The organism is Campylobacter sp. CFSAN122748 (assembly GCF_045277125.1).
Classification (GTDB): domain Bacteria; phylum Campylobacterota; class Campylobacteria; order Campylobacterales; family Campylobacteraceae; genus Campylobacter_D; species Campylobacter_D jejuni.
In genome coordinates, this window is record NZ_CP116953.1 from 898,520 (window position 1) to 912,039 (window position 13,520).

General features: G+C 30.5%; 9 protein-coding genes and 3 tRNA genes. 3 read left to right on the top strand and 9 right to left on the bottom strand.

The genetic code is table 11. The features are described from left to right. Positions 1–6: 6 nt before the first annotated feature. Genes argH through OT390_RS04775 form a run of 5 tightly spaced genes read right to left on the bottom strand, consistent with a single transcriptional unit; the run spans position 7 to position 7,504 of the window. Positions 7–1,389 carry an argininosuccinate lyase gene (gene argH / locus OT390_RS04755; protein WP_002870278.1) on the bottom strand — a complete coding sequence of 461 codons (1,383 nt, stop codon included), beginning with the start codon at positions 1,387–1,389 and terminating at the stop codon, positions 7–9. A 9-nt stretch (positions 1,390–1,398) separates the two neighbouring features. Beyond that, positions 1,399–2,973 (bottom strand): phosphoenolpyruvate carboxykinase (ATP), encoded by a 1,575-nt coding sequence (gene pckA, locus OT390_RS04760; RefSeq protein ID WP_002859572.1) that lies wholly within the window; start codon positions 2,971–2,973, stop codon positions 1,399–1,401. 12 nt (positions 2,974–2,985) lie between these two features. Then, positions 2,986–4,785, bottom strand: coding sequence for a biotin/lipoyl-containing protein (locus tag OT390_RS04765; RefSeq protein ID WP_002859573.1), 1,800 nt, complete (start codon positions 4,783–4,785; stop codon positions 2,986–2,988). 31 nt (positions 4,786–4,816) lie between these two features. After that, positions 4,817–6,157, bottom strand: coding sequence for a sodium-dependent transporter (locus OT390_RS04770; RefSeq protein ID WP_032584923.1), 1,341 nt, complete (start codon positions 6,155–6,157; stop codon positions 4,817–4,819). Positions 6,158–6,169: 12 nt separating this feature from the next. Beyond that, positions 6,170–7,504: a sodium-dependent transporter gene (locus tag OT390_RS04775; RefSeq protein WP_052801389.1), complete on the bottom strand. Its 1,335-nt coding sequence runs from the start codon at positions 7,502–7,504 to the stop codon at positions 6,170–6,172. 232 nt (positions 7,505–7,736) lie between these two features. On the opposite strand from OT390_RS04775, the gene OT390_RS04780 reads away from it, so the two are divergent. The 3 genes from OT390_RS04780 to OT390_RS04790 all read left to right on the top strand — a co-directional run bounded on the left by OT390_RS04780 (position 7,737) and on the right by OT390_RS04790 (position 9,303). Beyond that, positions 7,737–8,075, top strand: coding sequence for a F0F1 ATP synthase subunit C (locus OT390_RS04780; protein ID WP_002853683.1), 339 nt, complete (start codon positions 7,737–7,739; stop codon positions 8,073–8,075). Between the two features lie 34 nt (positions 8,076–8,109). Beyond that, positions 8,110–8,195 (top strand) — tRNA-Leu (locus OT390_RS04785). A gap of 196 nt (positions 8,196–8,391) precedes the next feature. Next, entirely contained in the window at positions 8,392–9,303 is a 912-nt protein-coding gene (locus tag OT390_RS04790; protein ID WP_270990062.1) for an AEC family transporter, read from the top strand. A 7-nt stretch (positions 9,304–9,310) separates the two neighbouring features. On the opposite strand, the gene OT390_RS04795 is transcribed toward OT390_RS04790, so the two are convergent. The 4 genes from OT390_RS04795 to OT390_RS04810 form a co-directional block, all read right to left on the bottom strand. Then, positions 9,311–12,823 (bottom strand): acyl-[ACP]--phospholipid O-acyltransferase, encoded by a 3,513-nt coding sequence (locus OT390_RS04795; protein WP_394535886.1) that lies wholly within the window; start codon positions 12,821–12,823, stop codon positions 9,311–9,313. Between the two features lie 44 nt (positions 12,824–12,867). Next, positions 12,868–13,248 (bottom strand): hypothetical protein, encoded by a 381-nt coding sequence (locus tag OT390_RS04800; protein WP_052801404.1) that lies wholly within the window; start codon positions 13,246–13,248, stop codon positions 12,868–12,870. A gap of 66 nt (positions 13,249–13,314) precedes the next feature. Then, positions 13,315–13,391, bottom strand: a tRNA-Asp gene (locus tag OT390_RS04805). A gap of 51 nt (positions 13,392–13,442) precedes the next feature. Next, positions 13,443–13,518, bottom strand: a tRNA-Val gene (locus tag OT390_RS04810). Positions 13,519–13,520: the final 2 nt, after the last annotated feature.

Here is a 13,520-nt window from a genome sequence, read left to right on the forward strand (position 1 = left end):
CAATATTTATAAATTTTGAATAAAACCTTCCAAAATTTGAATTTGCTTTTCTACGCTTGCAATAGAACTTGAGCCTTCACTTTGCTTAGAATTTAAAGAAAATTCAAAATTTAAAAGTTCCATAGCTTTTTCATCAAATACAGGATCTATTTTTGAAAGATCTTTAATTTCACTTATATCAATACCTTGTGCTTCAGCTTGTGCAACAACATTTCCCACTATAAAATGTGCTTTTCTAAAAGGAATATTTTTTTCACGCACCAAATAATCTGCCAAATCGGTAGCCAATAAATGACCTTTTTTACAAGCATTAAGCATATTTTCTTTATTAATTTGTATTTCTTTTAGCATTGCATTTAAGATGATTAAGCTATCTTTAGCGGTTTTTACACTATCAAAAATCCCTTCTTTATCTTCTTGCATATCTTTATTATAGGCTAAAGGTAAAGCTTTCATTATAGTTAAAAGAGAAATCAAATTTCCATAAACACGCCCTGTTTTTCCACGTATAAGCTCACAAACATCAGGATTTTTTTTCTGAGGCATAATAGAACTTCCTGTTGAAAAGCTATCACTTATAGTTATAAAAGAAAACTCCGAACTTGAAAATAAGATCATTTCTTCGCAAAGTCTTGATGTGTGTGTAAAAATAACTGCTATATCATAAAGCAAATCAAGAGCAAAATCCCTATCACTCACTCCATCCATAGCATTTAGCATAATATCTTTAAATCCTAAAATTTCAGCACTCAACTCACGATTGGTTCTATAGCTTGTTCCTGCACATGCACAAGATCCAAGTGGCGAAAAGTCTGCGAGTTCTAGGCTATTTTGCAAACGCTTAATATCTCGCATTAACATAAAAGCATAAGCTAAAATATAAAAAGAAAAACTCACAGGCTGAGCGTGCTGTAAATGTGTAAAACTTGGCATAATAGTTTTTTTATGCACTTTAGCATGTTCGAGCATGGTTTGAATCAATTCTTTTAAAAGCTTTATAAGTTCAATATGAGATTTTTTGACAAAAAGTTTAAAATCAGTAGCCACTTGATCATTTCTACTTCTTGCAGTATGAAGTCTTCCACCAATTTCACTACCTATAATCTCGCTTAAACGCTTTTCTACGGCCATATGAATATCTTCATCTTTAATATCAAAAATAAATTTACCTTGCTCTATTTCACTTCTAACCTGCTCTAAACCTTTTATAATAGCATCTAATTCTTCTTTTTTTAAAATACCACAACTTTCAAGCATTGTAGCGTGTGCTATAGAACCTTGTATATCTTCATTGAACAAAGTTTTATCTACATTTAAACTTGCATTAAATTCTTTTAAAAGCTCATCACTTGCATCACTAAAACGTCCTGACCACATTTCATTTTTCATTTAAATGCCTTAAATTTTTGGTCCAAATTTGCTAAATTCAATGCCTTCTTTGACATCTTCATAACGTTTAAAATTTTGTATAAACATATGTGCTAATTTATCTCTTGTTGCAATATAAGCATTTTTATCTAACCAAGTATTTATAGGATTTAAAAGTACACTTTCTACACCTTCTAAAGCTTTTGGAATAGCTAAATCAAACACTTCAAAATTTTCAAATTCGCATTTTGTAATACTTCCATCTAGAATAGCATTAATGCAAGCCCTAGTAGCCTTAATGCTCATTCTTTTACCCACACCGTAGCTTCCGCCACTCCAACCCGTATTAACAAGATAAACATTAACTTCATGTTTTTCAATCTTTTCACCAAGCAATCTCGCATAAACCGTTGGATGTAAAGGCATAAAAGGTTCTCCAAAACAAGCTGAAAAAGTTGCTTGAGGCTCTGTTATACCGCGCTCAGTTCCAGCTACTTTTGCTGTATAGCCACTTAAAAAATAATACATAGCCTGCTCTTTGCTTAGTTTGCTCACCGGGGGTAAAATTCCAAAAGCATCTGCACTTAAAAATATAATATTTTTTGGATGCCCTGCTTTTAGACTAGGCTCATGATTTTCAATATGCTCTATAGGATAAGAAACTCTCGTGTTTTCTGTTTTTGAGGCATCAGCATAATCAACACTCTTATCAGCTCTTAAAACTACATTTTCTAAAAGTGCATTTCTTTTAATGGCTCCATAAATTTCAGGCTCATATTCAGGATCAAGATTGATTGTTTTTGCATAGCAACCGCCCTCAAAATTAAACACACCTTCATCATCCCAGCCATGCTCATCATCACCTATGAGTCTTCTTTTTGGATCGGTTGAAAGCGTAGTTTTTCCTGTACCGCTAAGTCCAAAGAAAAGTGCCACATCGTCTTTTTCTCCGACATTTGCACTACAATGCATAGAAAGTTTATTTTCTAGTGGCAACCAATAATTCATCATAGAAAAAATACCTTTTTTCATTTCTCCACCATACCAAGTTCCACCAATAACCGCTATATTTTCTTCAACATTAAAGATCACAAAAACCTCTGAATTTAAACCATCTTGTTTGTAATCTTCATTGATGCATTTGCAAGCATTATAAACAATAAAATCTGCTTTAAAATTCTCAAGTTCCTCTTGACTTGGGCGAATAAACATATTTTTAACAAAATGCGCTTGCCATGCAATTTCAGTAACAAATCTTACTGCTTTGCGACTTTGCAAAGAAGCACCGCAAAAAACATCTTGAACATAAATTTTCTTTCCGCTTAATTCTTGCTTTGCTTTAGTTAAAAGTTTATCAAATAATTCTTTTGTAATAGGCTGATTTACCTTTCCCCAAGCTATATATTTACTAGATGGATCTTGTTTTACAAAATATTTATCTTTAGGACTTCTACCTGTAAAAATCCCTGTATCTACACAAAAAGTATCATTATCCGTGCTTAAACCTTCATTATTTGCTTTTTCATGAGCATTTAATTCATCATAACTTAAATTATGAAAAATTTCCTTTATATTATCCAAACCTAACTTATCAAATTTTTTCATTTTTCCCTCACTTTAATTCTTGTAAATAGCTAATACTTCGCCTTCATTAACAGTATCACCTATTTTAATACAAAGCTCTAAAATAATTCCATCTTTTGGGGCATTAACCTCAATCTCCATCTTCATTGCTTCTAAAACCATAATAGCTTGACCTGATTTTACTTCCTCACCTTCGTTAACATAAATTTTAAAGACATTACCTGAAATACCTGCTAAAATTTCATTTTCAGCATCGACAGAACTTGTTGAATTTGAAGAAATAATATTTTTATTTTCTTCTACTTTTTTTACACTCTTAACATTAACATCTTTATCAAAACCATAACTCACTTCCACATGATATTTATTACCATTTACAGCTACAGTAAATTTGTTTTCATCTACACTCATAGGCTTTGGCATGCTAGCTAATTTGCGTATATTTACCTTTGCCTCTCCTTTTAAAAATGCTATACCTTTTTCTTTACAAGCTGCTGCAATAAATATATTTTCTTCACTCGTTTCTATACCCTCTTTTTCAAGCAAGGTTTTAGTATAAGCTATGCTTTTACTCTCATCTTTATCGGCTATATTAATAGCAAGCTCTGTAGTGGGTTCTAAATTAAGTTGTTTTGAAGCAAGTTCAACAATGTTTGCATCGGGTGTAACTGGAGTTTTTCCAAAATAACCAAGCACCATTTTTCCATAACCTTCTGCGATTTTTTTCCAAGGCCCAAACATAACATTATTAAATGCTTGTTGAAAATAAAATTGAGAAACTGGAGTAACCGAAGTACCAAATCCACCTTTTTCCACAACTTCTCTCATAGCATGAATGACCTGTGGAAATTTATCTAAAATATTATTATCCCTCATCATTTGTGTATTTGCTGTTAAAGCTCCTCCTGGCATAGGAGAAAAAGGAATAAGTGGATTTACCATAGTAGCTTCAGGTGGTAAAAAATACTCTTTTAAACAATCTTTTAAAACTTCTTCGTATCTTAAAATTTTTTCTTCTTCAAGTCCACCTAAATCATAATCTTTGCCTTTTAAAGCATGCATCATGGTTAAAATATCAGGCTGAGAAGTTCCACCACTTACAGGAGCTGCAGCCAAATCAATACCATCAACCCCTGCTTCAAGCGCTGCAAGATAGCAAGCTATACTCACCCCTGCGGTTTCATGCGTATGAAGTCTAATATGTGTATCTTGAGGTAAAATTTTTCTAGCCATTTTAATGGTTTTATAAATTTTATTTGGATTAGAAGTTCCACTTGCATCTTTGAAACAAATACTATGAAAAGGAATTTCTGCTGTTAAAATTTCTTTTAAAATTTTTTCATAAAAAGGCACATCATGAGCACCTTTGCAATTTGACGGTAAATCCATTAAAGTAATAGTAATTTCATGCTTTAACCCATGTTTTACTATACATTCACCACTAAATTTTAAATTATTTACATCATTAAGGGCATCAAAATTTCTTATCGTTGTAGTACCGTGTTTTGCAAAAAGTTTTGCATGCAAATCAATAAGTTCACTATTTCCAGTATCTAAAGTAACGGTATTGACTCCTCTTGCTAAAGTTTGAAGATTAGCATCTTTTCCTACAATAGCCCTAAATCTATCCATCATGGTAAAAGCATCTTCATTAAGATAAAAATACAAGCTTTGAAATCTAGCACCACCACCAAATTCAAAATGAGTAATACCCGCTTCTTTTGCTGCTTCTACTGCAGGAAAAAAATCATCCATTAAAACCCTAGCTCCATAAACAGACTGAAAACCGTCCCTAAAGCTTGTATCCATTACATCGATGAATTTTTTAGCCATTATTTTTCCTTAAAAAAATATTTTTTCATTATTATACAAAAATTTGATAACACATTACCAAAATTATTGCTATAGGCGATATAAAACGAATAAAAAACAACCAAATTAAGAAAATTTTTCGACTTATAAATTTAGAAAAAATTTTATAAATTTGTTTTTTATTCATAAAAAAACCTACAAATATAGAGCATACTATAGCACCAAGTGGAAGTAAAAAATTTGAAGTTAATTTATCTAATAAAGTAAAAAAATCTTTGCCAAAAAAACTAAACATAGAAAAAAAATTTAAATTTAATGACAAGATACAACAAATTCCAAAAACAAAAACAAATAAACCTATTAAAAATAGAGCTTTAACACGAGAAATTTGATAGTTATTAATCATATAAAAAGTTAAAGGCTCTATCATTGAAATAGCTGAAGTAATACCAGCAAAAAAAAGTGCTAAGAAAAAACAAAATGCAAAAATATAGCCTAAAGCTCCAAGTTGATTAAACAAACTCATCAAGGATACAAAAACAATTCCTGCTCCTTGAGTATGCGGATCGGCTCCAAATTCAAAGATAAAAGTAAAAACAATAAGTCCCATAATAAAAGAAATCAATAAATTAATCAAAACAATATACACTGAACTTTTTATAAAATTTGTTTTTTTATCCAAGGCCGATGAATATGTAACTATACAACCTATTCCCAAGCATAAGGTAAAAAATGCAAGCCCTAAAGCTTCGGCAATAGAGCTGAATTTAAAATGTGAAAAATCGGGATAAAATAAATAAGAAAAAGCATTTGCAAAACCTTGCTTAAATCCCATGCAATAAAACAACATAAAAACAAGCATTAAAAATAAGCTAGGCATTATAACAACGTTTAATTTTTCAATCCCTTTGATTAAACCTTTAGATACTATCAATAAAGTAAGAAAAAAAGATAAAGTGAAGAAAAAAACAGAACTTGTCAAATTTGTAGTAATTAAATTCTGAAAATTACTTGCTGCTTCATCTAAAGTTTTAGGAAGATAATAAAGACTCACTACAGTATATTTTAAAACCCATCCCATGATAACTAGATAAAAAGAGAGGATAAAAATACCACCTAACATAAAAACGCCGCCATATCGCCATCTATTGCCATATTTTATGGCAAGATTTGAATAAGCATTTGCAAGATCACTTTTACTTAAACGTCCCATAGCCACTTCAGCCAAAAAAATACTAAATCCTATAGTTAAAGTAAAAAACAAATATAAAAGCACAAAAACAAAACCACCATTTTCTGCGCTTAAAGTTGGAAATTTCCAAGCATTACCTAAACCAACGGCTCCACCAGCAACAGCCAATACAAAACCGATTTTTGAAAAATATGTTCTCATTATTTTTCAAACTCACTTTAAAAAAGCGGCTATCATAACTATAACAACAGCCAAAGGGGAAATAAATCTCAAAAACACATACCAAAGTTCAAAAAATATACCCCTCATATAAGGTTTAAATAAAATTTTTAAAGCTTCTTTTTTCATCACAAATCCCACAAAAATAGCTGCCAAAATTCCACCTAAAGGCATAATAACCTTGCTTGAAACACTATCAAGCAAATCAAAAAAACTCATTCCAAAAAATCCAAACTGAGTACTTTTTAAAGAAGATAAAATACACAACATTCCTAAAATATAAACAACAATTCCTATTAAAATCAAAGCTTTTTTACGGCTCATACCAAAAGTATTAATAAGGTAAAAAGTGAAAGGCTCTATCATTGAAACAGCTGAAGTAATACCAGCAAAGATTAAAGAAATAAAAAACGCTGCTCCAAAAATACAACCAATCACTCCAATTTTTTCAAATAAAGTAGCTAAGGAAATAAAAACAAGTCCTGGTCCTTGCTGATTAGGATTGTAACCAAATTCAAAGATAAAAGTAAAAACAACCAAACCCATTAATAAACCAACTAAAAGATTGATAAAAATAATATTTAAAGTACTGGTAATAAAATTGGTTTTATCAGGCAGACTAGCAGAATAAGTAATAATCGTTCCAACGCCCAAAGAAAGACTAAAAAAAGCAAGTCCTAAGGCTTCAAGAACATTTGAAGTGTTGATTTTGGAAAAATCAGGTACAAAAAGAAATTTAACCGCCATTATAAAACCATCTTTGCTAATAGCATAAACAAGCATCAAAATAAGTAAAATAAACAATGAAGGCATCATCCAAACATTTAACTTTTCAATCCCATTCTTAACACCTTTAGAAACAATATAAAAAACACATAAAAAAACCAAAGTAAAACAAATAAACTGACTTAAAAAATCCTCACTTATAAAAAATCCAAACTGTGCTTTACTTACTTCTAGATCCATAGGCAAATTTCCAGCGATACTTAAAAACACATATTTAACTATCCAGCCAATCACCAAGGTATAAAAAGAAACTATTAAAATCGCCCCCACCATAGTAAAACCAACATAAGACCAAGCTTTTTTATTTGAAGGTGCTAACTTTTCATAGGCATTAACCGGATCTTTTTCACTAATTTTTCCTATGCTAAGCTCAGCTAAAAATATCACAAAACCTACACCCAAAGTAAGAATTATATAAAGCAAGATAAAAGCAGATCCACCACTTTGACCTACTAGTGTTGGAAATTTCCAAGCATTACCCAAACCCACTGCTGAACCTGCTACCGCTAAAATGAAACCTATTTTTGAAAATTTAGAACTCAATGTTACAACCTTAACTTAAAAATTATTTTAAAATATTATTAAAGCAAAAAAACTTTTAAGCTTTATTGAAAACAATCAAATTTAAATCAAAAATGTGAATTTTTGTAAATTTCAATAAAAATAAAGATACTTTTGGTTATAATTCGGATTTATTTTTAAGTCTTAAGTAGGGATACGCAAGCCGAACTGATTTAAAAATTGAAAAAATTTTTTTTATAGAAAGGTTAAGATAATGAAAAAAGTTCTTTTTTTATTATTAGCATGTGCAGCAGTAGCTTTTGCAGCTGAAACTAATGCTCCAGTAGAGCAAGAAGCTATTAATGTATGGATTAAAGCATTTTCAGTTCTTGCAGCAGGCTTAGGTCTTGGTGTTGCAGCACTTGGTGGTGCTATCGGCATGGGTAATACTGCAGCGGCAACAATTGCAGGAACAGCTAGAAACCCTGGTCTTGGGCCAAAATTAATGACAACTATGTTTATCGCTTTAGCGATGATTGAAGCACAAGTTATCTATGCTCTTGTTATCGCGCTAATAGCACTTTACGCAAATCCTTTTATAGTTTTACAATAAAACTTATCAAAGCCCTTTTTGGGCTTTTTTCTATGCGGTTATGGTGGAATTGGTAGACACGCCATCTTGAGGGGGTGGTGCGCTCCGCGTGTGCGAGTTCAAATCTCGCTAACCGCACCATTATTTAAAATTATAATCATTCAGCTTAAAATACTAACTATTCAAAATCAAATTTCAACTTACAATTTCTTAAAGTTACAAAAAATAAAAAAATATTGGTTTTTAAAAAAACTTAAAAAATATTAAGATTTTTTTTAAGTATAAAGAATATAATTCTATCCGTTTTCAAAAAACATCCCTTAAAAAGGATTATTCAATGTTTGTTTTTATACCATTATTTACAATTTTTATTTTACTTGCAGGCGGATATTTTGCCAAAAGAATTGGCGTTTTAAAGCAAAAACAAGCTAGGACTTTTTTAGATTTTGCTATTATTTTTGCTTTACCTTGTTTGATTTTCGATAAAGCATATCATTTAAATTTTAATTTTTCATTGATTATTTTTATTTTTATTGGATTGTTTAGCTGTATATTAGCAGCCTTTTTTGCTATTTTTATTGGAAAAGTTTTTCATTTTTCTAAAGCAACTTTAGTCAGTATGTTTTTGCTTTCTTGTTTTGGAAATACTATATTTGTGGGTATGCCTATTGTTGCTGGTGTATTTAATGACCCACAATTTAGCGCTGAAGTTATATTTTACGATGCTTTAGCCACAACTTTACCTATATCACTTTTTGGACCTTTTATACTTTCTTTGGGAAATGGAGAAAAAGTCAGTTTGCTTACTAATGTTAAAAAAATTCTTAGTTTTCCACCTTTTTTAGCTTTGCTTTTTGGTTTTTTGTGTAAATTAATTGCTTTACCTGAATTTATTTTCTCTCCTATTCGTTTATTTGGTGCCTCTGCAACCCCTGTTGCACTTTTTGCTATAGGTTTAGGACTTGGCTTTATGGCGATTAAAACCTCTTACAAACCTACAGTAGTTGTCATCTTTGCTAAAATGATTTTAGCTCCTTTATTTTTTGTATTTTGTTTGAAAATATTTAATTTAGAATTAAAAGATTCTACCATCGTTGCTATTATAGAAAGCGCAGCTCCTACTATGACCTTAGCAGGGGCTATGGTAATGAAAGCTAAACTAGATAGCAATTTAGCCGTAAGTGCTGTAGCCTTTGGAGTTCTTTTTGCTTTTGTTTCTATGCCAATTTTAATTTGGACTTTGTTATAAGCTCAAATTATAGGGCTAAATTTTTAGCTAATTCTTTAACTTTTTTAAGATCAACTTTTCCTGAACCTAGGAGGGGAATTTTTTCTATTTGAAAATAATATCTAGGTTTAAAAAGTGTAGGTATATTAGAATTTTTTATAGCCTCACATACTCCTTCAAAAATTTCATTATTGCATTCTATGAGTAAAACAATTTGTTCCCCTTTTTTCTCATCTTCTAAAGATGTGGCACAAAATTTAACCACTTCAGTGTCTATAAATTTGGCAATTTCTTCTTCTATTGCACCCAAAGAAATCATCTCTCCGCCAATTTTTGCAAAGCGAGAATAACGATCGACAATATATAAAAAACCATCTTCATCCAAATGTCCCTTATCTCCCGTGTTGTACCATCTTATGCCATCAATTTCTTTAACCACTTCATCGGTTTTTTCTTTGTCATTAAGATAGCCTACCATAACTTGATGACCGCCTATAAGTATGAGTCCATCTTCATTTGTTTTTAAATTTTCATAATTATTTGGATCAACAATACGTACCGCAGTTCCAGGTAGAGGCATTCCTACGCTTCCTTCTTTATTGGCACGATGTATAAGCCAATAATCCGCATCAAAACGATTTGGTAAATTTACACTCGCCACAGGCGTGGTTTCCGTAGCTCCATAACCTTCAAAAATGCTTTTTTTAAACTTCATTTCAAAAGTAGTTCTTACTTCATTTTTTAGTTTTTCAGCGCCCGATACAACTATTCTTAAACTTTCAAACATTAAAGCATCAAGCTTTTTATTTCTTGCATAAATTCCTAAAAAGGTTGAAGTTCCACACATAATAGTGACATTATTTTTAGCAACAGCTTTGGCAACCCCTAAGGCATCGGTTGGATCTGAAAAAGTGATGCTTTTAATACCTTCAAGCAAAGGCAAAAATGTAGTTACGGTAAGTCCAAAAGCATGAAAAGGTGGTAAAGATGAGAGAATGACATCATTATTTCTTGTGCAAAGCACATCAGAAATTTGTGCTATATTGCTTAAAATATTACGGTTATTTAGCATAACACCTTTTGGAGAACCTTCGCTTCCACTACTAAATAAAATAGCTGCTATGGCAAGATTGTTTTTTGAAGGAGTGAAGATGCTTTTGAGTATAAAACTAGGTATAATACTAACTGCTAGCATCATGCTAAAAATTTTAGTTTTTTGCATTTTAAAATCTTCTACAATATCTTCAAAATAAATTAAATGTATATTTGTATCGAAATTTAGGTTTATACTTTTATTTGATAATTTTTCTAAAAAAGTTTTAGAAGTATAAATTTGTGAAATTTGCGCATTTTTTATAGCTGCTTTTAGAGCTTTTTCTCCAGCAGTGAAATTAAGATTTACTGCAATTTTTTCTGCGATTAAAACAGATAGATTGGTTAAAGAACTTGCAAAAGAAGCAGGTAGTAAAATTCCTATAGCTTCCTCTTTAGGAGCGTAACTTCCACGCTGAAGGTTAATGTTTAATTCTTTGGATTTTCTTTTAATAAAAAAATTAAGAATTAAACTAAGACTCAACATTTTTCTATAAGAAATATCTCCAGCTAGCGTATCGATAATAGCTATTTGATTTAGATTTTTTTTAGCTGTATCTATCCAAGCTCTTGCTATAGTATGCATAGCTTCACATTGTGATTTCCAAGCCATAAAAGAAAGTTCAAAAACTTTAGCTTTAACTTCATCTTTTTTAGAATGCAAAGACATAGCTTTACCAAAAGCTATAGCAATTTTTCTTTTATTTAAAGTGCGGTTTCTTGCTGAAAATTCTTCATCGCTTCTTGAAAAAGCGCTACCCCAAAGTCCTCTTATATAAAAAGGAATAATTTTTCCATCATCTTCGCTTAAATATTCACAAGCTAATTCAAATCCTGCTTTAAATTCATTTAATTGTCCATGTCTTGAAAGCGTACCTTCAGGAAACAAGCAAACTAAATTACCTTCTTTGATATGCTTTGCTATCAGTTCTAAACTCGTCTTACTTCCTGTACTTGATACAGGAATAATACCAAATTTATCAAGAAAAATTTTAATATACCATTTAGAATAAATACTTCTTTCCATAACAAAATAAATTTTTCTTGGAATTGCCATTTGTACAACAGCCCAATCAATAAAAGAAATATGATTACCCAAAAGTAAAGCTCCACCTTTTTCTGGTATATTTTCAAAACCTTCCACAAGTAAACGGTATCGTTGTAAAAAAGCTATGCTTAAAAGTATACGCACTAAAGAAAAGGGGAGTTTTAAAAGTATGTAAAAACTTCCTATAAAGGTTACCAAAGCAATAAAATAAAACAAATAAATCACATTGATTTCAAATTTTGCAAATAAAGTTGCTAAGAGTAAAAATCCTAACATGGCAATATTTTGAAAAAAATTATTTCCTGCAAGAATTTGTCCTAATTCATTTTCTTTAGCATGAAATTGGATTAAAGTATTTAAAGGAATGATAAAAAGGGCTCCGCAAAATCCAAAAAAGAAAAATAAAAAACTATAACTTAATAAACTTATAAAACAAGGCATTAAAAAAGCCATTAAAAACATACCCAATGCACCAAGTGGAATAAATCCAAGTTCTATATAATTTTTTGAAAATTTACCAGCTACTAAAGAGCCTAAAATCACTCCTATACCAGAAAAAGCGAGTGAAATTTGCACATAAAAAGTATTTTCTATGAAAAGTTCATTTTTGGCAAAGACAGGAAAGCTGACAAGATAAAGTTGAGATATAGCCCAAAAAAATGAAATTCCAATTATACAAAGCCAAATAGTTTTATTTTTAAAAACAAGCTTAAGATTATTTATTAGAAGTTTTCCATGAATATAGTCTTTTTTATCAAAAACTAAATCTTTATTTGTTTGTTTGAGCTTAGGTAAACGACATGCAAAAAATACTTCGATACAAGAAAATAAAATTAGCACAATTCCTAAAGGTGCTACTTCTTTTAAAATTTCATCTGTTTGATTATACATAGAACTATAAAGACTTTCAAAGCTTAAAGAAAATAAAGCCATTCCCGCTAAGATTGCCACAATGCTTACCGCATTAATTACACCATTACCCATAGCAAGAAAGTCTTTTCCTACGAGTTCTTTAATAAAACCGTATTTACTTGGTGAATAAATCGCTGCTTGTGCTCCCATTATAAAAGTAAAAATAAAAGCCATCCAAAAAGCACCGCTATAGTAACAAATGCAAATTATTAAAGTGAGTATAACATTGAAAATTGCTGAAATTTTCATTACAATATTTTTTGGATATTTATCCGCTAAAAAACCCGAAGGAGAAAGCATAAGAATAAAAGGAAGTAAAATCAAAGCATTAACTATAGCATTTAAAAATAACTGCTCACTTCCTTCATAGGCCTTATAAATAGTATTTTGAATAATAATTTTATGTCCCAAATCCACAAAAGCATTGATGAATGCTATAAGTAAAAAAGGAATTAATCCGTAAATTTTCAAAAAAGATTTTTTTTGCATTATTTAAACCTCGTCAATTAGCACTTATTTTACAAAAGAATTTATCAGTTTTTAGGAAAATTATCTATATTATCTTTTAAAATAATTCCATCGATTTTTAATTTATAAAATTTTTTAAAATTCTCTAATTTATCAACAATCATTAAAACCCTACTATCAAAAACATAAAATTCTGCGACTTTGCTAGCAAATTTTGCAAGTTTTTTATCATTACAAAGCAAAAACTTAGCTCCTAAAGCATTGGCTAAAAATATCTCGTCTTTATTTTGAACTAAAATAGCAAATTCAAAATCATTTTGACTTAAATAAGAAATCAATTTTTCATCATAAATAATACAATAAACTTTATTATCTTTAACTTCTTCAACACTTTCAATAAAAGAAAAATCTAAATTTTTTAATAATTTATGTCCAATAATAAGCATTTTTTTCCTTAGCTCTATTTTTTATTATTTTGCAAATTATACTTATAAAATTGTTACCAAGCAAGATGGCGCAGCGGACGGGGCTCGAACCCGCGACCTCCGCCGTGACAGGGCGGCATTCTAACCAGCTGAACTACCGCTGCATCCAAAGTAAAGAAGTAGAGATTATAAAACCTATTTATGATTTTATAAAATGGTGGTCACTATAAGACTCGAACTTATGACATCCACCTTGTAAGGGTGGCGCTCTACCAACTGAGCTAAGCGACCTA